This window comes from Cellulomonas biazotea (genome assembly GCF_004306155.1).
GTDB lineage: Bacteria > Actinomycetota > Actinomycetes > Actinomycetales > Cellulomonadaceae > Cellulomonas > Cellulomonas biazotea.
In genome coordinates this window covers 1-25,916 of record NZ_BIMR01000111.1, presented here as the reverse complement: position 1 = coordinate 25,916, position 25,916 = coordinate 1, and the positions used below count along the sequence as shown (strand labels likewise).

Here is a 25,916-nt window from a genome sequence, read left to right as displayed (position 1 = left end):
GGCCCGGTCCGCCCGCGACGACCGCCGCCTGGGCGAGGTCGCGCAGGACGCTGACGACCAGGCCGGCCGCCGTCGCCGTCGTGCGGTCCGTGCCGTCGAGCGCCGCGGCGGCGTCGGCGAGCAGCGGGACCGCGGTGCCGAGCGTGTCGGCGGCGAGCGTCGTGCCGTCCCAGACGTCGGCGTCGAGCACGGCCTGGACGGCGTCGCGCGCGTCGCCCGCGGGCAGGGCGTCGACGGCCGTCGTGAGCCGGTCGCGCTGCGCGTCCGTGCGCAGGCCCCAGCCGTACGCGTACAGCGGGTCGTACTCCTCGTCGCCGACGTCGACGGGGACCTGCTCGGCCGACGCCGGCCAGGACACGGGCAGGCGGCCGGTGAACGGCTCGGCGCCGAACAGGACGTCCGCGACACCTGCACCCTCCGAGCCCGGCAGCCACGACGCGACGAGCGCGTCGATCGCCCCGAGCCTGTCGGTGACGAGCTGCGGGCGGCCCGCGACGACGAGCACGACGCACTCGACGGCGCCGCACACGGTGTCGATCGCCGCCTGGTCGGCGGCGGGCAGCGACAGGCTGCGACCGTTGTTGCCGACGTCGCCGACGCCCTCCGCGTACGGCGGCTCGCCCACGACGACGACCCCGACGGTCGCGTCGCCGATCGGCGCGGCCGCGTCCTTCGAGTACGTCACGGTCGCGCCCGGCGCGACCTCACGGATGCCCTCGAGGACCGAGGTGCCCGTCGTGGTGTCGCCGGTGCCGCCCTGCCAGGAGATCGACCAGCCGCCCATCTGGTGGCCGAGGTCGTCCGCGTTCGAGCCCGCGACGTAGACGTGCGCGTCGGGGGCCAGCGGCAGGACGTCGTCGTCCTTGAGCAGCACCTGCGTCCGGGCCGCGGCCTCGCGGGCCACCGCCCGGTGCTCGGCCGACCCGAGGTCGCCCGTGTGGGTGCGGTCCGCGAACGGCTGCTCGAACAGCCCGAGCGCGAACTTCTGCGTGAGGATGCGCCGCACGGCGTCGTCCACGCGCTCCTGGCTCACGACGCCGCTCTCGACGTTCGCGGTCGTCGCGGTGATGAACGCCCCGAAGTTGTACGGCGCCATCGCCATGTCCAGACCGGCGTTCACGGCCCGCGCCGCCTTCTGCGCGTACGTCCCGCCGGGGAGCTTGTCGATGCCCTCCCAGTCGGAGATCAGGAACCCGTCGAAGCCGAGCTCGTCCTTGAGCAGATCGGTGTTGAGGGCGCCGCTCTCGTGCATCCGCACCGGCTCGCCGCCGTCCACGGACACCGCCGAGTACGACGGCATGATCGTCCCGACGCCCGCCTCGATCGCGGGGACGTACGGGTCGACGTGCAGGCGCCGCAGCTCGTCGAGCGAGCCGACCCGCGTCACGCCCTGGTCGATGGGGTACCCGCTGCCCGCGAGCTCCGGCACGTACGTCGTGCCGCCGTCGCCGACCCAGTGCTTCGCGGTCGCGAGCACCTCGTCCGGCCCCGACAGGTCGTCCGGGTCGGTGCCCTGCAGGCCCGTCACCGTGGCCGCGGCCATCGCGGTGACCAGCGCCGGGTCCTCGCCGAACGACTCGTACGACCGGCCCCACCGCTCGTCGCGCGTCACGCACAGGCACGACGCGAACGTCCACGGCACGCCCGTCGCCCGGACCTCCCGCGCGGTGACCTGCTGGACCCGCTCGACGAGGCCCGCGTCACGCGCCGCCCCGAGGCCGCTGTTGTGCGGGAAGATCGTCGCCCCGACCACGTTGTTGTGGCCGTGCACGGCGTCGACGCCGTAGACGATCGGCACCTGCAGCCGCGTCGCGAGCGCCTCGCGCTGGAACCCGTCGACCATGTCCGCCCAGCCTGCCGGGGTGTTGTCCGTCGGGACCGAGCCGCCGCCCGACAGCACCGACCCCAGGCCCAGCGACCCGATCTGCGTCGGCGACTGCAGGCCCAGGCGCTCGGCCTGCGTCATCTGGCCGACCTTCTCCGCGAGCGTCATGCGGCCGAGCAGGTCCTCGACGCGCTCCGCGGTCGGGCGGTCCGCGTCGAGGTAGGGGGCACCGACCGCGTCGAGCACGACGCGCGGGCTCCGGTCCACCGCGGCACCGGTCGCCGTCAGCGTGACCTCCAGCGTGCGGGCGTCGTCCTGCGCGGCCGTCGCGTGCGTGACGACCTCGACCGTCTGCGTCGCGCCCGACGCCGTGCCCGCCGGGAACGTCAGCGTGCCGTCCAGGGCGTCGTAGTGCGTGCCCGCCTCGGCGGTGCCGTCCGTGCCCGCGTAGCCGACCATGACGTCCGCCGGGAGCGGCGCGCCGTCGGTCGTCGTGAGGACCACCGGGACCTGCGCCGTCGCGCCGGGCTCGACGAGCACGACGTCCTGCGCCGGGGCCACGACGGCCGTCGGCGCCGGGACGGCCGAGCCGTAGAGCTGCACGTCGTCGACGGCCCAGCGGACGGGGTTCGCCGTGTTCGGCACGAACGTCAGCGCGTACCCCCACGCCGACGTGAGGTCGAGCGTGCCGTTGCGGGTCGCCGCGTCGCCCGGCTGGTAGCCGCCGAGCGTGAACTGGTCGAACGGCAGCTCGACGAGCTTCCAGCGGCTGCCGTCGGGCGCCCAGTTGTCCTTGAACGTCGTCGCCCACAGCTCCGAGTGCTCGCCGTCGGGACCGCCGTCCTTGAGCTCGACCTTGATGTCGTCACCGGCCGTCGGCGACGCCGGGCGCGTGTCCTGCGACGCGTACCAGAGCAGCCGGATGCCGCGGAACGACGACCAGTCCTGCGCGGCGGCGAGGTTCTGGCTGAAGCCGCCCCAGCCGCCCGACGGGATGAGGTAGTCGCCCGACAGGACGTGGTTGTCCGCCGGGCCGCCCTCGCGGTCCTGCTGCGTGACGCCCAGCGACACCTGCGCGCCCGCCGACCCCCACGTGAACAGGCCGACCGTCGTGCCGGGCTCCGCGAGCGGGACGTCGCCCTCCGCGTCCTCGACCGTCGTCACCCGGTCGTACAGGCCCAGGTCGTCGACCTGCCAGGCGCCCGCGCCGAGGTCCGTGAGCGTGATCGCCCAGCCCGTCGACGCCGACGGGTCGAAGCGCGCGTCGCTGCCCGGGTCGCCCTTGAGCCGCAGCGCCGCGAACGCGACGTTCACCTGCCGCCAGCCGGCCGCGTCGTCGACCACCGACGTCTCGAAGAGCTGTCCGCCGCTCTTGAGCTCGTAGCGCAGTAGGCCGCCGCCGCCCGTGCCGAGGAACCAGAACGTGAAGCCGTCGTGGTCGGACCAGTCCGTCGCCGCGGTGTCGTGCGTCAGGCCGAACCAGTCGCCCGGCGCGGTGGGCCCGGCGACGGTCGCGACGAGCGCGTGGCTGCCCGGGGCCGCACCCGGGCGGTCGGTCTCCGCGGTGGTGAGCACGGGTGTCACCGGGGCGCTGACCCCCCACGTCGTGTAGCCCGCGGGGACACCGTCCTCGTAGTCGTCGAGCACGGTCACCGCGCCCACGTCGGGCAGCGAGCCGTGCGGGGTGATCGTCACCGTCGTCGTGGTCCGGCCACCGAGCACGACGCCGTCCGACGGGTCGGACAGCGTGAGGACGACCGTGCGGGCCGGCGCGAGCGGGCCGTGGTCGACCGTCGCGACCTCGACCGTCGCGGCCGTCTCACCGGGCGCGAACGTCACGACCTCGTCGACCGCCGTGAAGTCCGCGCCGGCGGTCGCCGTGCCGCCCGTCGACGTCACGCGGACCGTCGTCTGCTGCTCCGCCGCCGTCGCCAGCACCACCGGGACCTGCGCCGTCTGCCCCGCGGGCACGCTCACGCCCGCCGTGCCGAACGCCGTCGCGACCGCGCCCGGCGTGCCGTACACCTCGAGCGCGAACAGCGAGTAGCCGTACCAGTGCAGCGTCGGCGCCTCCCAGTCGAAGGCCCGCCGCTCGTTCATCTGCACGCGCACGTACCGGGCGTCGGCCGGTGCGTCGAGAGTCAGGTCGTCGGTGCCGCCGTCGCCCGCCGTCTCGGTGTGCACGGTCGTCCACGACGCCGGGTCGTCGGGCGCGTCCGTCGCGACCTGCACGTCGTACGCGGTCGCGTAGGCCGCCTCCCACGCCAGGCTCACGCGGTCGACCGACGCCGTCGCGCCGAGGTCGACCTGCAGCCACGCCGTGAACTCGACGTCCTCGTCGGGGCCGTTGCCGCTCGCCCAGCGGGTCGCCGGGTCACCGTCGACCGCCGCGTCGGGCGGGAAGGTGCCGTCGCCGTCGGCCTGGTGCTGCGACGCGGTCGCCGTGCCCGTGAGGGCCAGGTCGCCCGGCGCCGCGGTCGCCGGGCCTGCCGTGACGAGGACGAGCGGGGCGGTCAGGGCCGCGGCGGCGAGCGTCGCGACCGCCGCCCGGGGGTGCTCTGCGGGTGGGGCGCCGGTGCGTCGGTCGGTGTCCGGGGGCAGGTCGCTGCCCGGACGGTGGCTCCTGGTGGGACGACGACGGGCACGCAGCACGGCCACTCCTTCGTGACGCCTCCGGCCGGCTCCCCTGGCCGGTCGCCGCGTCGGACCACGCCGGTCGGGGCCCCGTTGCCCCGTCGGCGACCTGCTCGGTCCCGCGGTCCCGTCAGCAGACCATAAAGACTTACCGGACGGTAAGTGCAGAAGGTCACGATTCGGTCACGACGAACGGGTGGGTCAGGCCGGGGCCAGGCAGGTCGGGGACGGGAGGGGGAGCGTCGAGACGATCTCGCCGTCCGGGCCGAGCACCGTCAGCAGGTGCGCGCGCTCCAGCGCCACGACCACCCACGGGCCGACGACCACGAAGTGACGCGGCCAGTGGCCGCCCAGGGCGTGCGTGCGCCCGTCGGCCAGCAGGCCGTCGCCGCCGATGCGGTAGCGCGTGAGGACGTCGGCGCCGCGCACCGCGACGAGCACCTCGTCACCGTCGACGACCAGGTGCGACGGCAGCGCGCCGTCGGGGTGCCGGACCGGGTCGTGCGCTCCCCCGTCGCCGACGACCGGCACCCCGGCACCGACGGCGGGCACCGTCTGGACGGGGGTGCCCGTCGCCGTCTCCGGGTCCCACGCGAGGACGTGGACCTGCACGTCGAGCTCGCCCGCGACGTACGCGGTGCGGCCGTCGGGCGCGAAGTCGAGGTGCCGGGGGCCGGTGCCGGGCGGCAGCGTGACCGCGACGCCGTCGGGCTCGACGCGGTCCTCGGCACGGCGGTAGCGGCGGACCTCGTCCGTCCCGAGGTCGACGACGAGCAGGTGCCGGCCACCGGGCGCGACGGTCACGAAGTGCGCGTGCGGGCCCTCCTGCCGGTCCTCGACGGGCCCGGTGCCGACGTGCGCGTGGGCCGCGACGGGCTCGCCCGCCTCGCCGTCGGCCGCGACGGGCAGGACGCCGAGCGTGCCCGAGCCGTAGTTCGCGACGGCGACCAGCCCGTCGACGTCCGTCGACACGTGGCACGGGTACGCGCCGCCCGACGGCACGCGCGTCCGCTCGGTGAGCCCGCCGCGCTCGTCGACGTCGAGCGTGACGACCTGGCCGTCCTCGACCTCGAGCGCCGCGTACAGCGTCCGCCCGTCGGGGGCGACCGCGAGGAACGACGGGGACGGGAGCGTCAGGACGAGCTCGGCGTCGGAGAGGACCCCCGTCGCGTCGTCGAGGTCCACCCGCCACACGCCCTCGCCGAGCCCGACGGGGGTCCCGGCGCCGGCCTCGGGGTACGTGCCGATCCAGAGTCGCGTCACGGGCGCCGAGCCTACGCGGGCGGGTCCGGTCGCGCGCCGGGGCAGCCCCGACCGGGGCGAGCGCGGGTCGGCGGGGTCGATCGACGTCTCGCCGATCGGGTCGGCGTGAGCGCTCGGCCCGGGGCGTCGGTACGGACCCCGGGGTGCGCGGTACGCCGCCCGGGTCAGGCGGGGCGCCCTCCGGATCGACGCTCCCCGCCGGAGGGTTGTCGACGACGGTGCTCAGAACGGTCCTGGCACCGACGGTCGTCGCGGCGTGCGCGCCTGCGAGGTCAGGCGGGGGCGTCCGCCGGTTCGACGATCCACGCCGACGGGTCGTCGACGACGGTGCGCAGGACGGTGAGCGCCGCGCCGGTCATCGCGGCGTGGTCGCCGGCACGGGCGACGTCGACCGTCGGCGCGGCCCACGGCGCGCCGATGACGTGCCGCCGCAGCGCGTCGAGGACGGGCCCGCGCACGTGGTCGGCGAGCGACGCGAACGTGCCGCCGAGCACGACGTGGCCGACGTCGACGAGGTTGACGACGTTCGCGAGGGCGGCCCCGAGGACCCGTCCGGCGTCCGCGAGCGCCGCCCGCACACCGGGGGCGTCGGCGGCCGCCGCGGCGACGAGGGCGGCGACGCCGTCGTGCGGGTCGAGCCCGGCGGCGCGCAGCAGGGCGTCCTGCCCGGCGACCTGCTCGAGCGTGCGGGCGTCGCCGACGAGGGTGTGCCCGAGCTCGCCGGCCCAGCCGTGCCGTCCGGTGAAGATCTCGCCGTCGAGGACGAGGGCGCCGCCGACGCCGATCTCGCCGGAGACGTAGACGAAGCTGGGGCGCCCCTCGGCGGTGCGGCGGGCGACGGCCTCGGCGCGTGCGGCCAGGTCGGCCTCGTTGGCGAGCCGTGGCGGGTGGGCGCGCAGGGTGTCCGACGAGCGGCGGGCGAGGTCGGCGACGTCGACGTCGCGCCAGCCGAGGTTGGGGGCGTAGCGCAGGGCGCCGCCGCGCGCGTCGACGAGGCCGGGCAGCGCGAGGGTCGCACCGGCGACCCGGGCCGCGGGATGGGTGCCGGGCAGCGTCGCGGTGACCGTGTCGACGAGGGCGCCGAGCCGCGCGAGGACGGCTGCGGGGTCGCTGCCGCGGAAGTCGCCGTGCTCGACGTGCTCGGCGAGGACGCGGCGCGACAGGTCGAGGACGCGGACGCCGAGGTAGTCGACGTTGACCTCGGCCCCGACGGCGGCGAGCGTGCCGGTCGGCGCGGCGAGCGGCACCGCGGGGCGGCCGGCGCGCTGGGTGGGGACGGGGTCGAGCTCGGCGACGAGCCCGGCGGCGACGAGCCGGTCGACGAGCGCGGAGACGGTCGCGCGGGCGAGCCCGGTCGCGGCGGCGACGTCGGCGCGGGACGGTGGTGGGGCGCCGGCGGTCGCGGCGTCCAGGACGACGCGCAGGACGAGGCCGAGGTTGTGCTCCCGCAGGCTCGCCTGCCGTGCTGCCGTCGCCCTCACGGGGTTGACCCTAGCCCGGATCCGCCATAAGTTCAGCCGTACAACAAATCTCGACGCGGCCGACCCCGCCGCGCGAGCGCACTCGATGATGAGAGGTCGCGATGGTCCGCAAGCCCACCCCCGACGACAAGTTCTCCTTCGGCCTCTGGACCGTCGGATGGAACGCCCAGGACCAGTTCGGCAGCGCCTCGCGCCCGTGGCTGGACCCCGTCGAGTCGGTCCACCAGCTCGCCGAGCTCGGCGCCGCGCACGTCACCTTCCACGACGACGACGTCGTCCCGTTCGGCTCCGACGCGGCCGAGCGTGACCGCATCCTCGCGCGGTTCAAGAAGGCCCTCGACGAGACCGGCATCACCGTCGAGATGGTCACGACGAACACCTTCAGCCACCCGATCTTCAAGGACGGGGCGTTCACGTCGAACGACCGCCGCGTCCGCCGCTACGGCCTGCGCAAGGTCGTGCGCAACGTCGACCTCGCCGCCGAGCTCGGCGCGTCGACGTTCGTCATGTGGGGCGGCCGCGAGGGCGCCGAGTACGACTCGGCCAAGGACCTCAACGCCGCGCACGACCGCTACGCCGAGGGCATCGACACCGTCGCCGCGTACATCAAGAGCAAGGGCTACGACCTCAAGATCGCGCTCGAGCCCAAGCCCAACGAGCCCCGCGGCGACATCCTCCTGCCCACGATCGGCCACGCGATCGCGCTGATCGACCGCCTCGAGAACGCCGACATCGTCGGTCTCAACCCCGAGGTCGGCCACGAGCAGATGGCGGGGCTCAACTACACGCAGGGCATCGGCCTCGCGCTGTGGGCGGGCAAGCTCTTCCACATCGACCTCAACGGCCAGAAGTCCATCAAGTACGACCAGGACCTCGTCTTCGGCCACGGCGACCTGTTCTCCGCGTTCGCCACGGTCGACCTGCTCGAGAACGGCTTCCCGTCGGGCGGCCCGACCTACGACGGTCCGCGCCACTTCGACTACAAGCCGTCGCGCACCGAGGACTTCCAGGGCGTGTGGGACTCCGCGTCGGCCAACATGGCGACGTACCTGCTGCTCAAGGAGCGCGCGCAGGCGTTCCGCGCCGACCCCGAGGTCCAGGCGGCGTTCGAGGAGTCGGGCGTGCTCGACCTCGCGCAGCCGACGCTCGCCGAGGGCGAGACGCTCGACGACCTGCTCGCCGACACCTCGGCCTACGAGGACCTCGACGTCGACGCGGTCGCCGCCCGCGGCTTCGGCTTCGTCCGCCTCAACCAGCTCGCCCTGGAGCACGCGCTCGGCGCTCGCTGACCGGCGACCGCCCGGCCCGTCGCGACTCCGCATCGCGACGGGCCGGGCGTCCTGGCGCGGTGGCCCGGGACGCTCGCGGACACCACCGCAGCACCGGACACCACCGCGGCATCCGCACCGCTGCGGCGCCGGCACCCGTTCGGCACCGGCACCGTTGCCGGACCCCCGCCGCCCTCACCACCTCACCGCCCGCGCGACCCGCGCACCCCGTCGGCCCCGGACCGCGCACCGTCGCCGGCCCGCCCCGCAGAAGGAACCCCCATGACGCTCGTCGCCGGCGTGGACTCGTCCACGCAGTCCTGCAAGGTCGTCGTCCGCGACGCCGACACCGGCGCGCTGGTCCGCCAGGGCCGCGCCTCGCACCCCGACGGCACGTCCGTCGACCCGCGTCACTGGTGGGACGCGCTGCAGACCGCGATCACCGACGCGGGCGGCCTCGACGACGTCGACGCGATCTCCGTCGGCGGCCAGCAGCACGGCATGGTCACGCTCGACTCCTCGGGCGAGGTCGTGCGCGACGCGCTGCTGTGGAACGACACCCGCTCGGCGCAGGCCGCGCTCGACCTGGTCGCGGAGCTCGGCGACGGCGACGCCGAGGCCGGTGCGCAGGCGTGGGCCGACGCGATCGGCTCGGTGCCCGTCGCGTCGCTCACCGTGACGAAGCTGCGCTGGCTGCGCGACGCCGAGCGCGACAACGCCGCCCGTGTCGCGGCGGTCGCCCTCCCCCACGACTGGCTGACGTGGCGGCTCGCGGGTCACGGCCCGGGCAGCGGCGGCGCGGGCCTCGACGCGCTCGTCACCGACCGGTCGGACGCGTCCGGCACCGGCTACTGGTCGCCCGCCACCGACGACTACCGGCTCGACCTTCTGGAGCGCGGGCTCGGGCACGCCGCGCAGCTCCCCCGGGTCCTCGGCCCGTCGGAGGCCGGACCGCGTGCGGCCGTCGGAGCGCGCGAGCCCGTCCTCGGCCCGGGGGCCGGCGACAACGCCGCCGCCGCGCTCGCCCTGGGCCTCGCGCCCGGCGACGTCGCCGTGTCGATCGGCACGTCGGGCGTCGTGTCCGCGATCAGCTCCTCCCCCACCGCCGACGGCTCCGGCCTGGTGACAGGCTTCGCCGACGCCACCGGTGCGTTCCTGCCGCTCGCGTGCACGCTCAACGCGTCGCGTGTCCTCGACGCGACGGCCCGCATGCTCGGCGTCGACCACGCCGGCCTGTCCGACCTCGCGCTGTCCGCGCCCGCGGGCGCCGACGGCCTGGTCCTCGTCCCGTACCTGGAGGGCGAGCGGACCCCCAACAAGCCCGACGCCACCGGCGCGCTGCACGGCCTTCGGCTCGCGAACACGACCCCCGCGCACCTCGCGCGCGCGGCCGTCGAGGGCATGCTGTGCGCCCTGGCCGACGGCATCGACGCGCTGCGCGCCCAGGGCGTCGCGGTCGAGCGGCTGTTCCTCATCGGCGGCGGCGCCCAGTCGCGCGCGGTGCGGGAGATCGCCCCGGCCGTGCTGGGCCTGGACGTGCACGTGCCGACGCCGGGCGAGTACGTCGCCGACGGCGCCGCCCGCCAGGCGGCGTGGGTGCTGTCCGGCGCGGCCTCCGCACCGGCGTGGACGGCGGCCGCCGAGTCGTCGGTGCACCGCGCCGACCCGGTCGCGCGCATCCGCGAGCAGTACGCGGCGGTCCGCGAGCTCACCGCGACCCGCCCGGCCTGACGCCCCGGCGCACCCCGCACGACGGGGCCGACCCCGCGTCGCGACGCCCCACGCACGACGAAGCCCCCGGACCCATCGGTTCCGGGGGCTTCGTCGTCTGCGTCGGTCCGTCAGTGCGTCATCGCTCGGTTCAGCGCCTCGCGCATGCGGCGGTGCGTCGCCTCAGTGCGCGGCGGTGCGTCGCCTCAGTGCGCGGCGGTGCGTCGCCTCAGTGCGCGGCGGTGCGTCGCCTCAGTGCGCGGCGGTGCGTCGCCTCAGTGCGCGGCGTCGTACGCCGACTTGACCTCGGCCGAGATGCGGCCGCGCTCCGAGACGTGGTGCCCGTGCTCCTTCGCCCACTCGCGGATCGCCTGGGCGTCGCCCGTCGACCGCTTGGCGCTGCCGCCCGTGCGTCCGGCCGAGCGGCCCGACGAGGAACGGCCACCGACCTTGCGAGCGTGCCCGACCCACTGCGCGAAGGCGTCGCGCAGCTCGGTGGCGTGCGCCGCCGTGAGGTCGATCTCGTAGGTGACGCCGTCGAGCGCGAACGTCACCGTCTCGTCCGCCGTTCCGCCGTCGATGTCGTCGACGAGCAGGACCTGGACCTTCTGAGCCATTGTTCGCTCCGGGGGTAAGTGCGTGGAGGGGAAATTACGCTTACCCGGGCAGCATGGCATCTGTCCGATTCTGACGTCAAACGATGAGGCTACGAATCGCCATTCTTCCGCTGCACTTCCTGCTCTGCGGCGAGGCGTTCCGCGGCATCCATTCTGGCCAATGCCTGCCGTTCGGTGCGGTCGGCATTCACGAGAGCGCGGATCGCGAACCAGAAGATCAGGCCGACGCCGATCGACGGCAGGATGGCCGCGAGGGCTGCTCCGAGTCCGTTCACGGGTCAGGCCTGCGGCTTCACGAGCGGGAACAGGATGGTCTCGCGGATACCGAGCCCGGTGAGCGCGATGAGCAGGCGGTCGATTCCCATGCCCATGCCGCCCGACGGGGGCATCGCGAACTCCATGGCGGTGAGAAAGTCCTCATCGATACGCATCGCCTCGTCGTCGCCGCGCGCCGCGAGCAGCGCCTGCGCCTCGAACCGCTGCCGCTGGATCACGGGGTCGACGAGCTCGGAGTAGCCGGTCGCGAGCTCCATGCCGCGCACGTACAGGTCCCACTTCTCGACGAGACCGTGCTTGCTGCGGTGGTCGCGCACCAACGGGGACGTCTCGACGGGGAAATCACGCACGAACGTCGGGGCGGTCAATTGATGACCGACGTGGTGCTCCCACAGCTCCTCGACCATCTTGCCGTGGTTGCGCTGCCCCGGCGCCAGGTCGATCTCGGCCTTCTCGAGGAGCGTCAGCAGGACGTCGTCGGTGGTGTCGTGCGTGATCTCCTGCCCGAGCGCCTCGGACAGCGAGTCGTACATCGGCAGCCGGGCCCACTCGCCGCCGACGTCGTACTCGGTGCCGTCCGCGAGCGTCACGGTCGTGGACCCGAAAGCATCGCGCGCGGCGGTCTGCACGAGGTCCTGGGTGAGGTCGGCGATGGTGTCGTAGTCGCCGTAGGCCTCGTACGCCTCGAGCATCGCGAACTCGGGCGAGTGCGTGGCGTCGACGCCCTCGTTGCGGAAGTTGCGGTTGATCTCGAAGACGCGCTCGACGCCGCCGACCGCGGCGCGCTTGAGGAACAGCTCGGGTGCGATCCGCAGGAACAGCGGGATGTCGAACGCGTTCATGTGCGTCTCGAACTGCCGGGCCGCGGCGCCCTCGGGCCGGACCTGCAGCATGGGCGTCTCGACCTCGAGGAACCCGCGACGGTGCAGGTTGTCGCGCACGGACCGCAGGACGGCGGCGCGCGTGCGCACCATGTCGCGCGAGCGCTGGTTGACGATGAGGTCGACGTACCGCTGCCGGACGCGGGCCTCCTCGGACAGCTCGGTGCCCTCGTAGAGGTTCGGCAGGGGGCGCAGCGCCTTGGCCGCGAGCTGCCAGGTGTCCGCGAACACCGAGAGCTCGCCGCGCCGGGAGCAGATGACGCGACCGTGCACGAAGAGGTGGTCGCCGAGGTCGACGTCGGTCTTGAACGCGGCGAGCCGCTCCTCGCCGACCTCGCCGAGCGACAGCATCGCCTGCAGGCGGTTGCCCTCGCCGTCCTGCAGCGTGACGAAGCAGAGCTTGCCGGTGTTGCGCAGGAACACGACCCGGCCCGCGACGCCGACCTCGTCCTGCGTCTCCGCACCCGCCTCGAGGTCGGGGTGCTCGGCCCGGACCTGCGCGATGGTGTGAGTGCGCGCGACGCCGACGGGGTACGCCTGCTCGCCCTGGCCGAGCAGGCGCTCGCGCTTCGCGCGGCGGACCTGGATCTGCTCGGGGGTGTCGTCGGCGGGGGTCTCGTCAGGCGCAGCGGTCACCCCGTGATCCTACCGGCGCGCCCGGCTCCGTCCGCCGTGCCGACGGTCACGACGGGTCGTCGGGCCGGTCGTCCGACGCCCACGGGCCCCCGGCACCGTGCGGGCTCAGGACGGCTGCAGGTCGAGCGCCAGGTCGAGGATCGGGGACGAGTGCGTGAGGCCGCCGACCGACAGGTAGTCGACGCCGGACGCGGCGACCTCCGCGGCCCGGTCGAGCGTGAGGTTGCCGGTCGCCTCGAGCTCGACGCGCCCGGTCGTCGGCTCGCCTGCGCGGACGGCGGCGACGACCTCGGCCAGCACCGGCGCGGGCATGTTGTCGAGCAGCAGGAACCGGGCACCGGCGGCGACGGCCTCGAGCGCCTGGTCGAGCGTGTCGGCCTCGACCTGGATGTCGACGTCGGGGAACCGCTCCTGCACGGCCCGGACGGCCGCGGCGACGGAGCCGGCGGCGACGACGTGGTTGTCCTTGACCATCGCGACGTCGAACAGGCCCATGCGCTTGTTCGTGCCGCCGCCGCAGCGCACCGCGTACTTCTCGAGGGCCCGCAGGCCGGGGGTCGTCTTGCGGGTGTCGAGGACCTGCGCGCCGGTGCCGTCGAGGGCGTCGGCCCAGCGGCGGGTGTGGGTCGCGACACCGGACGCGCGCGACGCGAGGTTGAGCAGCGTGCGCTCGGCGACGAGCAGCGCCTGCACCGGCCCGACGAGGACCGCGAGCACCTCGTCGCGCCACACGTGCGCCCCGTCGGCGACCGTGAGGTCCACGCGGACGGGGGCGAGCGCGAGGCGTCGGGCGACCTGGTCGACGACCTCCTGCGCGACGACGAGGCCGGCGACGACGCCCTCGGCGCGGGCGACGAGGTGCGCGGTGCCGACGGCGTCGGGCGGGATGGTCGCCTGCGACGTGACGTCCCGGCCCGGCTCGGGCCCGAGGTCCTCGTCGAGCGCCGTCCGGACGACCTGGGCGACCCACACGGGGTCGAGCTGCTGCTGCACGACCGCCACCCTACGTGCGCCGGGCCAAGCGCCACCGCGCCACCCACCCGTCCGGCCCGCTCGGTCGTCCGGCCGCCCGGCCCGGACGCGCGGTGTGGAAGGTCTGTCGCGTCGGGAGCGACAGACCTTCCACACCGGCGCCGTCAGGAGAAGATCACGCCCACCCGCACCGGGGCGGCGGCGACCACCTCCCCGCCGACGTACGCCTTGACCTCGAAGTCGCCGGGCAGGACCCACGCGGGGACCTTGACCGTCGTGCTCGCGGCCCCGGACGCGTCGGTCTTCACGGTGCCGAGCGCGGCGTCCTTCCAGTACCAGTCGCTCAGCCCGTCGAGGAGCTGGCCGAGCAGCCCGCCGCGCGGGGGCTTCGCCGGGGTGTCGCCGACCCGGTCGAGGACCAGCGTGACCTTGGTCTTCGGCTCGAAGCCGGCGAGGTCGACGCCGAGCTTCTTGCCCGCGGCGACGCGCTCGGCGCCGAGCGTGAGGACCGGACCCGGCGCGACGACGGGGGCGGCGAGCTCCGCGACGCCCCAGCGGGCGGTGCTCTGGTACGAGCGGCCCGTCGGGTCGGTCCAGGTGCGGACGGACCCGCGCACGCCGTCGGTCGCGTCGTTGACCTGGAAGTCCAGGCCGACGAGGTCCCCGGCGGTCGCGTCGCGGCCGAGCGCGATCGACGCCTCGACGACGTACCCGCCGTCGACGAGCGCGGTCGCGGACGTCAGCCGGTCGCCGATGACCGTGAGGTCGCCGCTGACCGACTGCGCGTTGCTCGCGCTGATCCGGTACTGGCCGTCCTGCGGCGTGTACGCGCCGCCCTTGGCGTTGACGGGGTCGACGAAGATCTCGACCGAGTCCTGCTCCCACGCGTTGGTGGCGGTCTCGTCGATGACGGGGTCGGCGACCCGGAGCAGCACGTCGACGGCGTCGTCGTGCCACAGCACCCGGACCTCGGCCGTCGCACCCGCGGTGCCCTCGACCTGCACGTCCGTGGTGACGACGGGCGCGGACGCCCAGGCGTCGTCAACCAGGCCGTCGATCACCGGGGCCGAGCCCACCTGCGGGGCGGACAGGAACCCGACCGGCTCGACGAGGGTGACGACGCCGAGGCGCTCGCCGTCCTCCTGGCCGTGCGACAGGTCGTTCCACGACCGCCGCTCGCCCGTCGCGCCGTCGGTGACCCGGACGTCGAACGGCACGGTGCCGCCCTGCGTGAGGCCGGCGACGGGGAGCGCGACGGCCAGCCGGTAGCCGCCCGCCGTGGCCGTGGCGTCGCTGCGCGGGACGGCGACGTGCGCGTCGCCCGCGAAGACGTCGACCACGTCGTCGGCGCCGTCGTCGCTCGCGTCGGCGACCTCGACGTACGCCGTGAGGCCGTCGGCCGACCAGCGGAGCTGGAAGCCCGTACCCTCGCCGACCGGCGTCTGCGGCAGGAGCCGCCACGTCGGGTCGTCGACACCCGTGGGGGTGCCGGCGTGCGCGTCGGCCTGCCGGGTGAGGGTCGGGAGCTCGCCGCGGTCGACGATGCCCCAGTAGGCCGGCTTGGCCTGCAGGTCGTCGTCGAACGGCAGTGGCGCGCCCTCGCGCCACGACCGGCTGTCGTACGGGCCCCACAGCGTCACCGCGAACAGGTCCGGGTACTCGCGGAGCATGTCGAACACGTCCGCGTAGTAGTAGCCCTGCGCGACGAGCTTCTCCGCCGTGACCGTCCCGTCGATGGGGGCGTCGAGCTCGGTGACGGCCTGCAGCAGGCCGGTCGTCGCGAAGGCGTCGATGCTCGCCTTCATCTGCGAGACGGGCTGCAGCAGGTTGACGTGGAACTGGTGGCCGAGGCCGTCGAGCGGCACGTCGCGGGCCAGCAGCCGGTTGACGACGTCGAGCATGGCCTGCCGCTTGGCGGGCAGCTCGGTGTTGTAGTCGTTGAGGAACAGCTGGACGGGGCCGTCGGCGTCGCCGCCGTTGAACGCCTCGCTCGCGTACTGGTACGCGAGGTCGAGGTACTGCTCGCCGAGCACCTGGTACCAGCGGCTCCTGCGCAGGCCGTCGGACTCGCTCTCCGCGATGGCCTCGTTGACGACGTCGTACGCGACGATCGGGTTGCCCGCCGTGCCGTACTCGCCGTACTTCTGGCGGTAGTGGTCGGCGACCGTCTCGATGTGGGTGCGCATGCGGTCCCGCAGGATCTGCTGGTCCGCGGCGCTGTCGGTCAGCGGCGTTCCGTCGACATGGTTGAAGAACCAGTCCGGCGTCTGGGAGTGCCACACGAGCGTGTGCCCGTAGACGCGCTGCCCGTTCGCGACGGCCGCGTCGATGAGCGCGTCGCCCGCCTCGAACGTGAACGTCCCCTCGGTCGGCTGGATGCTCTCCGGCTTCATGGCGTTCTCGGCGGTGATCTGGTCGTAGTGCTTGACGACGAGCTCCTTGCCGGAGCCGACCGTCTCGCGCTCGTCGATCGCGACGCCGACCGGCCAGGGCAGCACGTCCTGGAGGGACGGGATGTCCTGCTGCACCGGCGGGGCCGTCGAGCCGCTGACGACGACGTCGTCCACCAGGAACGACGCGAGCGACGACGAGGACTCGACGTACAGCAGCGCGGAGTCGGCCGACGCCATCGTGTACTGCGCCTGCGCCTGGACCCAGCGGTCCGCGGTGACGCCGGTGGCCGTCGTGACGGTGTCGTACGTCGACTCCCCCGCGGTGTCGCGCTGCACCGAGATCCGCAGGTCCGCGGGCTCGGTCGCACCCTCCGCGAGCTTGAGCCACGCGGAGACCGTGTAGGTGCGGCCCTGCTGGAAGACGTCCGTGACGGTCGCACCGATGCCGTTCCACGCCTGCGTCCGGTCGGCGACGAGCGCCGCCTGGGCGCCGCCGTGGGCGTCGTCGGAGAGCGTCACGCTGCTCGGGCCACGCGGGCCCCAGACGCCGAGGCCGGCCTCGAAGTCGTTGCTCAGGCCCGTGGGCAAAGAGCCGTCGTCGTCGAGCCCGCCGGTCGGCAGCGTGAACTGCCAGCCCGCCGCGAGGCGCTCGTCGACGACCGTCGTGACGGCCGCGAGCGTGCCGCTGCGGTCGCCGCCGCCGTCGTGCGCGAGCACGACCTGACCGGCCTTCATGGCCGCGCGCAGGTTGGCGGTGAGCGTCGGGACGTCCTGCGTCGCCCAGTCGTTGATCGTGTTCGTCACCGCGAGCGGCTGCATGCCGAGCGCGACCGCGACGCCGGGCGTGACGCCCCACGAGCCGTTGGGGGCGCGGAAGTACGGCACCTTCGCCCGCGGGTCGCCGAGGGCGTCGCGGATGATGCCGAGGTTCTCGACGAGGTCGGCGCGCACCTGCTCGGCCGTCCAGCCGCCCATGTCAGCGTACGACGTCGTGTGGTTGCAGAGCGTGTGGCCGTCGGCGACGATCCGCCGCAGCACGTCCGCCCCGCCGGGCGCCTCGATGTTCTGGCCGATGACGCAGAACGTCGCGTGCAGGTCGCGCTCGGCGAGGAAGTCGAGCAGCGCCGTGGTCGTGGCGCCGTTGGGGCCGTCGTCGAACGTCAGCGCCGCGACGTCGCCGGTGCCGCGGGCCGTGGCGACCGGGGTGGTCGTGGGGTCGACCGCGCCGCCGGGGACGACGCCGCCCGGGTCCGTCGGCTCCTGGCCGGTGATCACGACGTCGTCGAGCAGCACGTCGGGGAACGGTGCCGCGTCGCCGCCGTCGAGGTACATGCGCGCCGCACCGACGCCCTCCTCGAAGGTGTAGGAGCCGCTGATCGTCGTCCACGCGTCCGCGGCGAGGGTGCTGGGGCCGCTGACCCACGTGTACGGGTTGGACGCGGCGGGCGCGTCGACGGTGAAGTGCACGCCCGCGGCGGGCTGGGTGGCGTCGGCGAGGCGCGCGCGCATGCTCACCGTGTAGGTGGCACCGGGCTCGAGCAGCGGGACGAGGTCGAGCGCGACGCCCTGCCAGCCCGCGGTCCGGCCGGCGATGCTCAGGCTGGTGCCGGTCCCGTCGGGGTCGGGCGCGAGGCTCAGGGTGGGGCTGCCGCTCGGCGTCCACGGGGCGTAGGTGCCGCCCTCGAAGTCGCTGCGGAAGATCTCGACGTCGGCGGCACGGGCCGTCGACGCGGGTGCGGAGCCGAGCGCCGGCGCGGCCACCAGGCCCAACGCCAGCACCCCGACTCCGATAGTTTCGAACACGCCTGACCGACTCATCGACGCTCCTTTGCGCAGACGGGTCCCGATTCCCGGGGTTTCGGTCCGACGATACGGGCAGCGCCGACAATCCGGCCAGACCTGACGGGCAGAAACCTCCCGACGGATGTGTCGAAACTATCGACGATCCGGCATGCGCCCCGGTCAGTCGATCGGCACCCGCGACGACACCAGCCGGCCGTCCGCGTCGAGCGCGAGCTCCAGCCGCAGCCGCCACGCGTCGTCCCGGTCCGGGAAGTCCGACCGTGCGTGCCCCCCGCGGGACTCCGCGCGCTCCAGCGCCGCGGCCGTGAGGACCGTCGCGACCTGGTGGACGTTCGTCGTCTCCCACTCCGCGACCTGCGGCGCGGCGAGCGCCCGGCCCTCGTCGCGGCGCTCGTGCGCGTCCGTCGGCACCCCCGCGAGCGCGGCACCCGCCCGGCGCAGCCCGTCCCCGGACCGCAGCACCCCGGGGCCGTCGGAGGCGATCCGCTGCACCCGGGACCGCGCGGCGGCCGCGACCAGCGCCGCGTCGCCCGACCGGCGCTCCGGCGTCTGCCGCGGCAGCGCACCCTCGGCGACCTTCGCCGCGATGTGCCGGGCCGCGCGGGTCGCGAAGACCAGACCCTCCAGCAGCGAGTTCGACGCCAGCCGGTTCGCGCCGTGCACTCCGGTGCACGCCACCTCCCCCGCCGCGTACAGGCCCGGCACCGACGTCCGTCCCACGAGGTCCGTCACGACGCCGCCCGAGTGGTAGTGCTGCGCGGGCGCCACGGGGACCAGGTCGTTCGCCAGGTCGATGCCGTGCTCCAGCAGCCGCTCGTGGATCGTCGGGAACCGCCGGCGCAGGAAGTCCGCGCCCAGGTGCCGCGCGTCCAGCCACACGTGGTCCGCGCCCGTCGCGGCCATGCGCCGCACGATCGCGTGCGCGACGACGTCACGCGGCGCGAGCTCGGCCATCGGGTGCTCGTCCGGCATGAACCGCACGCCGTCCGTGTCGAGCAGCAGCGCGCCCTCGCCCCGCACCGCCTCCGACACGAGCGTGAGCTGCCCCTTCACGCCCGCGCCGAGCCACAGGACCGTCGGGTGGAACTGCACGAACTCGACGTCGCCCAGCACCGCGCCCGCGCGCAGCGCCGCCGCGATCCCGTCGCCCGTCGCCGAGGCCGGGTTCGTCGACGACCGGAAGACCTGCCCGATGCCGCCCGTCGCGAGCACCACGGCCCGGCCCAGGGCCGCCCCGACACCGTCGCGCTGACCCGCGCCGATGACGTGCAGCGTCACGCCGCACGCCGCACCCGGCGCGCCGTCCGGCCCGGGCGGACCCGTGAGGACGTCGAGGACGAGCGCGTGCTCGATGACCTCGATGCCCGGGTCGTGCCGCACCGCCTCGATCTGCGCGACCAGCGCCCGGGAGATCTCCGCACCCGTCGCGTCGCCGCCCGCGTGCGCGATCCGGTCGGCGTGGTGCCCGCCCTCGCGCGTCAGCGAGATCTGCCCGTCGGGCTGCGTGTCGAAGACCGCCCCGCGCGCGACGAGCTCGCGCACGCGCGTCGGGCCCTCCGTGACCAGCACCTCGACCGCCCGCGGGTCGCACAGGCCGACGCCCGCGACGAGCGTGTCCTGCAGGTGCGCCGCCGGGGAGTCCGACGGGTCGAGCGCGGCGGCGATGCCGCCCTGCGCCCACACCGTCGAGCCCGAGACCAGGGCGTCCTTCGTCACGAGCAGCACGCGCGGCACCCGCGTGCGCAGCTCGAGCGCGGCCGTCAGGCCCGCGATGCCCGACCCGACGACGACCGCGTCGGCCTCGACCGTCCAGCCCGCCGCGGGCGCGGCGAGCCGCGTCGCCAGGCGGGGGGCGCCCGCAGGCCCCGGACGCGCGACCGTCCCCGACCCGGCACGCGCCGGGCCGGTGTCCGTCGTCCCCGTGGTCGTCGCCCCCGCCTCGACCGCGGTCACCGGTCGGTGCCGGCGGGACCCGCCGCGGGCGGGAACGGGTGCGGGTGCTCGACCAGGTCGCGGCCCACCGCGAACGGCACGCCGCTCGACACCAGGCCCGCCTGCGCGGTCCACTCGTCCGGGACCCGGCCCGGGTCCTCCCCGAGCTCGACGATCCGGTTCTCGGCGTCCACCAGCACCACGTGCGGCTGGTACGTGCGCGCCTCCGCGTCCGACATCAGGCCGTACGCGATGAGGATCACGACGTCACCCGGGTGCACCAGGTGCGCCGCGGCGCCGTTGATGCACACCTGCCCCGACCCGGCCTCGCCCGCGATCGCGTACGTCGTCAGGCGGGAGCCGTTCGTCACGTCGACCACGTCGACCTGCTGACCCGGCAGCAGGTCCGCCGCCGCGAGCAGGTCCGCGTCCACCGTGATCGACCCGACGTAGTGCAGGTCCGCCTGCGTCACCGTCGCGCGGTGGATCTTGCCGGTCATCATGGTCCGCTGCAGCGTCGTCATGCGCGGGCTCCTCCCTGGGTGGACGCACCGGGCGCCACCACGCCGTCGGGCAGCCGCGACGCACCGAGCGTCACCGCCGTGTTGTCGATGAGGCGCGTCGTCCCGACGCGCACCGCGAGCAGCAGCACCGCCACGCCCGCGAACGTGTCCGCGACCTCCGTGAAGTCGTCCGGGTCGACCAGCGCGACGTAGTCGACGTCGGCCTCCTCGACCCCCGCGGCCGTGAGCGCCGACCGCGCCGCGTCCCGCACCTCGTGCGCCCCGGCACCCGCCCGCGCCCACTCGGCACCCGAGCGCAGCGCGCGCGACAGGCCCAGCGCGCGGACCCGCTCGTCGGGCGACAGGTACGCGTTGCGGCTCGACAGCGCCAGGCCGTCCACGTCCCGCACCAGCGGGGCGCCGACGACCTCGACGGGCACGTCGAGGTCGCGCACCATGGCACGGACCGCCGCGAGCTGCTGCGCGTCCTTCTCGCCGAACAGCGCCACGTCGGGTCGCGTCAGGTGCAGCAGCTTGAGGACGACCGTGAGGACGCCGTCCAGGTGCCCGGGCCGCGCCGCACCCTCGAGCACGTCGCCGATCGGGCCCGCGCTCACGCGGACCGTCGGGTCGCCGCCCGGGTACACCTCGTCGACGCCCGGCGCGAACACCACGTCGCCCGCCCCCAGCAGCCCGGGGCCGGTGAGCATCGCGAGGTCGCCGTCGAGGTCGCGCGGGTACCGGGACAGGTCCTCGGCGGGCCCGAACTGCAGCGGGTTGACGAAGATCGTCACGACGACGTCGTCCGCGAGCTCGCGCGCGTGCGCGACGAGCGACAGGTGCCCGGTGTGCAGCGCACCCATCGTCATGACGACCGCGCGCCGGTACGGGCGTGTGCCGCGGGCCGGCGACGCCGCACGGGCGTCCTGCTCGGCGAGCGCCGCGGCGAGGTCGGCGCGCGTGCGCGCGAGCGCCGGCGTCGTGCGTGGTGTCATCGGTCGTCCTCCTGCGGGCGGGTCTGCCCGGTCGGCCCCGGCCCGGTCGGGCCGTCGTCGGGCCCCGCCGGCGGGTCACCGGCGGGCCGTCCCTCCTGGTCCAACGATCCAGCATCCCCGCTCATGCCCTCGCCCGCAGGTGGGGTGGCGGACGTCACGTCCGCCGGGCCGTCGGCGAGCGCGTCCAGGACACGGGTCGCAGCGTCGTCGGAGACGATCCCCGCCGCGAGCGCCCGCCGCGTCGCTCCGCGCGCGAGCGTCCGGTACGAGTCGAGCACGTCGACCGCGCCCGACGCGGCGACGAACCGGCCGAGCACGGCCGTGTGCTCCCGGACGGTGCCGTCGTCGCCGCGCCGCACCGGCCCGGTGAGCGCACCGATGGCCCCCGCACCGCGGTCACCCGACGGGTCCGCGGGCGACTCCGCCCGCAGCGCGCCGTCGAGCGCGGCCTCCAGCAGCGGCCCGAGCATGCGGCCCGGGTCCTCGACACCCGCCGCGGCGAGGGCCTGCGCGGCCTGCGCGACGAGGACGACCAGGTGGTTCGCGCCGTGCGCGAGCGCCGCGTGGTACAGCCCGCGCGCGGCCTCGTCGACGACGACAGGCTCCCCCCCGACCTCCACGACGAGCGCCTGCCCGATGGGCAGCACCGCGCCCGGACCGGTCACCGCGAACGGGCAGCCCGCGAGCCGCGCCAGGTCGAGCGACGTGCCCGTGAACGTCATCGCCGGGTGGATCGCGAGCGGGATGACGCCCGCCGCGCGCGCGGGGTCGAGGACGTCCGTGCCGAACCGTCCCGACGTGTGCACGACGATCTGCCCCGGCTGCCACGCGCCGAGGTCCGCGAGGCCGCGCACCAGGTCCGCGAGCGCGTCGTCCGGGACGGTGAGCAGCACGAGCTCCGCGCGCCGCACGACCTCCTGCACGTCCAGCAGCGGGACGCCCGGCAGCAGCGCCTCGGCGCGCTCGCGCGACGCCTCGGAGATGCCCGACGCCGCGACGACCGGGTGCCCCGCACCGCGCAGCGCGTTGCCGAGGACGGCGCCCACGCGGCCCGTGCCGACCACGCCGACACCGAGCCGGCCCGGTCGGGTCACCGCTCCGCCCCGGGCTGCGTCCGCATCCACTGCTCCGGCCCGGCGCTCGCGCGTGCCGTCCGGGCCCGCTCCGCCTGCTCGTCGAGCAGCGCGACCGCCACGGCGGCGTCGAGGTGCGCGACGTCCGGGCTGACCGGGCCGGGCGTCGAGTGCACGACGAACGACGCGAGCCCGAGCCGCCGCTGGACCGGTCCCTGCTGCAGGCCGAGCGACTGCGTGCGCTCGTGCGGGACGACGTCGACCTGCCGGAACCACCGCCCGCGCCGGATGACCAGCGCGCGCCGGGTCACGAGCACCCCGTGCCGCCGCCAGCCGAGCGGGTCGACCCAGCGGGCGCGACGCGGCGCGACCGCGAAGCCCTGCGCGCCGTCGGTCCCGGTGAGCGCGGCGTCGACGACCGCGACCGGGTCGTCGACGCCCAGGTCGTGCAGCACGAGCCACAGGGCGGTGCGGGCCTCGTCGCGCGTCGCGACGGGGTGCAGCACGGTGTCGCGCTGCTGCTCGCCCGACACGGAGTACCCGGCGACGTTCATCTCGACGCGCCACCAGTCGGGCCGCCGCCACCACAGCCCCTGGCTGAGCCGGATCGCCTGGACCCGGCCCGGGGGCACGGTCTGCGCGCGCGACTCGGTGAGGCCGTGCCGCAGGCGGATGCCGTCGGGCGACGTCGCGGCCCGGAAGCTCGCGCCCTGGTTGATGCGCGACCACACGTACGAGAGCAGGCCGAAGAGCATGGGCAGCAGGAAGAAGACGGTCGCGAACGTGCGGCTGAGGATGCCCGCGCCGATCGCCACGACCACCGCGAGGACCAGGCCGACGGTCGCGCCGGAGCGGATCGTCGCGTGCACGAGCCGCCCGATCGGGACCTCGTACACCTGGTGCTCGGGGGCGGCCTCGAACGCGGGCACCGGTACGACGGTCGTGCCGGCGGCGGTCGTCGACGGCGGCGTGGTGGGCGCACCGAGCGCCGCCGCGACCACGTCGGACCCGCCCCCGGGCACGTGGCCGTCCAGGCCGGGAACGGCGGCGGTCGCCGTCGCGCCGTCGCCGACCGCACCGGTCGCCGGCTCAGGGGCGAGGGCGGGAGCGGGGGCCGCTGTCGGGCGCTGCAGCCCCGCCGCGAGCGCCAGCAGCTCGGCCCGCAGCGCGAGCGCGTCGGACTCCCGCAGGAACGCGAGCGACACGGCCGACCCGGACCCGCCCGCGACCTCGAGCTTGAGCTCGGCGAGCCCGACGAGCCGCGCGAGCAGCGGCTGGACGACGTCGACGGCCTGCAGCCGGTCGAGCCGCGCCTGCCGCTGCTGGCGGAACAGGATGCCGGTGTTGAGGTGCACGGCCTCGTCGGTCACCGCGAACCGGGTCATCCGCCACGCGAGGCCCGAGTACGCGAACCCGACGACGGCGACGGCGGCGAGCACGCCCAGCACGACGAGCCAGCCGCGACCCTCGAACAGCTCCATGAGCCGCCGGACGTCGTCCGCTGCCTGGTACCCGCCGACGACGAGCACCGCGACCACGATCTTCCAGCCCTTGAGCGCCGGGGTGACGGGGTGCATCCGCCGCCACTCGAGGTGCTGCGCGGCGGTCGTCCCGCTCACAGGCCCGCCAGCCGCGCCTCGCCGCGCGACGCGAGCCGGTCACGCAGCCGCGCCGCCTCCTGCGGGGGCAGCCCCTCGATGGACGCGGTCGTCGCGGGCGACGCCGTGTGCAGCTGCACCGAGGCGATGCCGAACTTGCGCGCCAGCGGACCCGCCGTGACGTCGACGTACTGCATGCGCCCGTAGGGGACGACGACGAGCTGCTGGAACAGGATGCCGCGCCGGACCAGCAGGTCGTCGGCGCGCTCGGCGTAGGCCAGCGCGCGCACCTGCCGGGGCACGAGCAGCCCGATCCAGACGCCCAGCAGCACGATCACCGCGGGCAGCGACCACAGCCAGGCGACTCCGGTGAGCGCGGCGAGCGCGACCGTGCCGATCAGCAGCGGCCCGAGGACGATCGCGGTCACCGTGAGCCGTGCGGACGCGAGCCGCGGCGACACGGGGGTCCAGTCCACGCCCAGCGGGTCGAACAGGTCCGTCCCGGCGGGCGTGGGGTCGGCCTTCGGCTGGCTGACGTCGGAGGTCATGCGCTCATCCTCCCACCGCGGGCACCCCGCCCGGAGCGGTCAGCCCGTGACGTCCGGGGCGCTCTCGTCGCGGCGCACGGCGCCCTCGTCGGGCGGCGGGACACGGCAGAACCGCTCGACGACCAGGCCGACGACGGCCAGCACGACCGCCCCGCCCGCGGCGACCGCGGCGGCCGCCGCCCGGCCGGTGTTGCCGGGCACGCCCTGGTCCGCCACGAGCGCGAGCGCCTGGCCGCCGTACCAGCCGGCCAGCAGCGCACCCGTGTAGCAGGACGCCTTCGCGAGCACCGCGGTCCGGGCCGCGCGGATCGGGTTGAGCCCGGGCCGCTTGCCCTGCAGGAACTGGCGGACGGCCCACCCCATCGCGACGACGACGCCCGCGATGACGACCTCGACCGCCGCGACCAGCCACGGGACCTGCGGGGGCGGTGCGCCGCGGTCCATGAGGGCGTCGAGCACGGCCCACGTGAGCGCCGCGACGAGGGCCGTGATGCCGACGAGCGTCGGCCAGCGGGTCGCCTGGATCACGGGCGCGGCGTCCGCGGCACCGCACCGGTCCCGTCGGTGCGCGGCGGGTGCGGGTCGTAGCCGCCGTCCTGCGGGTAGCCGGGCGCCGCCGGGTGCGGGTCGTAGCCGCCGTCCTGGTACCCGGGGGCGGGCTGGTCGACGACGGGCACGCCGCTCGTGCCCGGCACCGCGGCGGTCAGCCAGTCGAGCGCGAGCCAGCGGACGCCGCCCCGGTCCGGCGCGGTGGCGGCGAGCGCCGCGACGGGACCGCCGCCGAGCCCGGGCAGGACGGCCTGCGGGTCGACCTGCGACCACGGCTCCAGGACGAACGCCCGCTCGTGCGCGCGCGGGTGCGGCAGCTCCAGGTCGTCCGTGACGGCCAGCACCGACCCGTAGACGACGATGTCGACGTCGAGGGTCCGCGGGCCCCACCGCTCGGCGCGCTCACGCCCGTGCGCGTGCTCGACGGCCTGCGTCGCGCGCAGCAGGTCGCGCGGGGACAGCGTCGTGCGGGCCAGGACGACCGCGTTGAGGTAGTCGGGCTGCTCGGGCCCGACCGCGGCCGTGCGGGCGAGCGGCGAGACGTCGGTGACCTCGATGCCGCGCGTCCCCGCGAGGTCCGAGACCGCGGCGCGCAGGGTCTCCTGGGCGGCGCCCAGGTTGGCGCCGAGCGCGAGGACGACCTCCACGGGGGCCGCGGGCGCGTCGTCGAGGGGGTCGGTGACGATCTCCCCCGTGACGACGTCGGCCGGGTCGTCGTAGTCCGGGACGGGCCCCGGCATGACCTGCGTGGCCGACGGGTCCCACGGCTCGACGGCCGACGACGCGACCGGCACCGGCGGTGCGGCCTGCGTCGGCGGTGCGACCTGCATCGGGGGCGCGACCAGCGCCGCAGCGGGGTGCGCCGACGCGGTGGGCACGCCCGGCCCGGGCGACACCGGGCCCGGAGCCGCCGGCAGCGGCGACGCGACGTGGGCCTGCGGTCCCGCGGACAGCTCGCC

General features: G+C 75.5%; 18 protein-coding genes. 2 read left to right on the top strand and 16 right to left on the bottom strand.

Features of this window, described 5'->3' with window-relative positions:
• From CBZ_RS08785 to CBZ_RS08775, 3 genes are all read right to left on the bottom strand, one after another.
• Positions 1-4,477 (bottom strand): glycoside hydrolase family 3 N-terminal domain-containing protein (locus CBZ_RS08785; protein WP_130781190.1); only part of this gene is annotated, 4,477 nt, incomplete at its 3' end.
• Between the two features lie 183 nt (positions 4,478-4,660).
• The gene (locus tag CBZ_RS08780; RefSeq protein ID WP_130781189.1) at positions 4,661-5,722 is read right to left on the bottom strand and encodes a lactonase family protein; all 1,062 of its coding nucleotides are present in this window, start codon (positions 5,720-5,722) and stop codon (positions 4,661-4,663) included.
• A gap of 272 nt (positions 5,723-5,994) precedes the next feature.
• Positions 5,995-7,203 carry an ROK family transcriptional regulator gene (locus CBZ_RS08775; RefSeq protein ID WP_130781188.1) on the bottom strand — a complete coding sequence of 403 codons (1,209 nt, stop codon included), beginning with the start codon at positions 7,201-7,203 and terminating at the stop codon, positions 5,995-5,997.
• Between the two features lie 101 nt (positions 7,204-7,304).
• Between CBZ_RS08775 and xylA the strand changes: the two genes are divergently transcribed.
• Positions 7,305-8,492: a xylose isomerase gene (gene xylA / locus CBZ_RS08770; RefSeq protein ID WP_130781187.1), complete on the top strand. Its 1,188-nt coding sequence runs from the start codon at positions 7,305-7,307 to the stop codon at positions 8,490-8,492.
• A gap of 261 nt (positions 8,493-8,753) precedes the next feature.
• On the top strand, positions 8,754-10,202 hold the full coding sequence (gene xylB / locus CBZ_RS08765) for a xylulokinase (RefSeq protein ID WP_130781186.1): 1,449 nt from the start codon (positions 8,754-8,756) through the stop codon (positions 10,200-10,202).
• Between the two features lie 254 nt (positions 10,203-10,456).
• Here xylB and CBZ_RS08760 read toward each other — a convergent pair whose 3' ends face one another.
• The 13 genes from CBZ_RS08760 to folK all read right to left on the bottom strand — a co-directional run.
• Positions 10,457-10,798, bottom strand: a complete 342-nt coding sequence (locus tag CBZ_RS08760; protein ID WP_130781185.1) for a histone-like nucleoid-structuring protein Lsr2 — start codon at positions 10,796-10,798, stop codon at positions 10,457-10,459.
• 89 nt (positions 10,799-10,887) lie between these two features.
• The gene (locus CBZ_RS08755; protein ID WP_130781184.1) at positions 10,888-11,073 is read right to left on the bottom strand and encodes a hypothetical protein; all 186 of its coding nucleotides are present in this window, start codon (positions 11,071-11,073) and stop codon (positions 10,888-10,890) included.
• A 3-nt stretch (positions 11,074-11,076) separates the two neighbouring features.
• On the bottom strand, positions 11,077-12,591 hold the full coding sequence (lysS, locus tag CBZ_RS08750; protein ID WP_130781183.1) for a lysine--tRNA ligase: 1,515 nt from the start codon (positions 12,589-12,591) through the stop codon (positions 11,077-11,079).
• Between the two features lie 105 nt (positions 12,592-12,696).
• Positions 12,697-13,584, bottom strand: a complete 888-nt coding sequence (gene nadC / locus CBZ_RS08745; protein ID WP_130781182.1) for a carboxylating nicotinate-nucleotide diphosphorylase — start codon at positions 13,582-13,584, stop codon at positions 12,697-12,699.
• Positions 13,585-13,727: 143 nt separating this feature from the next.
• Positions 13,728-17,774 (bottom strand): endo-1,4-beta-xylanase, encoded by a 4,047-nt coding sequence (locus CBZ_RS08740; protein ID WP_130781181.1) that lies wholly within the window; start codon positions 17,772-17,774, stop codon positions 13,728-13,730.
• A gap of 144 nt (positions 17,775-17,918) precedes the next feature.
• Positions 17,919-19,604 carry an L-aspartate oxidase gene (locus tag CBZ_RS08735; protein WP_130781192.1) on the bottom strand — a complete coding sequence of 562 codons (1,686 nt, stop codon included), beginning with the start codon at positions 19,602-19,604 and terminating at the stop codon, positions 17,919-17,921.
• 104 nt (positions 19,605-19,708) lie between these two features.
• Complete coding sequence (gene panD, locus CBZ_RS08730; RefSeq protein WP_130781180.1) at positions 19,709-20,215, bottom strand: aspartate 1-decarboxylase; 507 nt, start codon at positions 20,213-20,215, stop codon at positions 19,709-19,711.
• Positions 20,212-21,189 (bottom strand): pantoate--beta-alanine ligase, encoded by a 978-nt coding sequence (gene panC / locus CBZ_RS08725; RefSeq protein WP_130781179.1) that lies wholly within the window; start codon positions 21,187-21,189, stop codon positions 20,212-20,214. Before panC ends, panD begins: the two co-directional genes overlap by 4 nt.
• Positions 21,186-22,283 carry a Rossmann-like and DUF2520 domain-containing protein gene (locus CBZ_RS08720; RefSeq protein ID WP_130781178.1) on the bottom strand — a complete coding sequence of 366 codons (1,098 nt, stop codon included), beginning with the start codon at positions 22,281-22,283 and terminating at the stop codon, positions 21,186-21,188. Before CBZ_RS08720 ends, panC begins: the two co-directional genes overlap by 4 nt.
• Positions 22,280-23,881 carry a PH domain-containing protein gene (locus CBZ_RS08715; RefSeq protein WP_130781177.1) on the bottom strand — a complete coding sequence of 534 codons (1,602 nt, stop codon included), beginning with the start codon at positions 23,879-23,881 and terminating at the stop codon, positions 22,280-22,282. Before CBZ_RS08715 ends, CBZ_RS08720 begins: the two co-directional genes overlap by 4 nt.
• Positions 23,878-24,408 (bottom strand): PH domain-containing protein, encoded by a 531-nt coding sequence (locus tag CBZ_RS08710; protein ID WP_130781176.1) that lies wholly within the window; start codon positions 24,406-24,408, stop codon positions 23,878-23,880. The genes CBZ_RS08715 and CBZ_RS08710 overlap by 4 nt, the downstream gene beginning before the upstream one ends.
• A 39-nt stretch (positions 24,409-24,447) precedes the next feature.
• Positions 24,448-24,936, bottom strand: a complete 489-nt coding sequence (locus tag CBZ_RS08705) for a DUF3180 domain-containing protein (RefSeq protein ID WP_130781175.1) — start codon at positions 24,934-24,936, stop codon at positions 24,448-24,450.
• Positions 24,933-25,916, bottom strand: a 984-nt coding sequence (folK, locus tag CBZ_RS08700) for a 2-amino-4-hydroxy-6-hydroxymethyldihydropteridine diphosphokinase (protein ID WP_246013185.1), incomplete at its 5' end; no start/stop codon positions are given. The genes folK and CBZ_RS08705, both read right to left, overlap by 4 nt.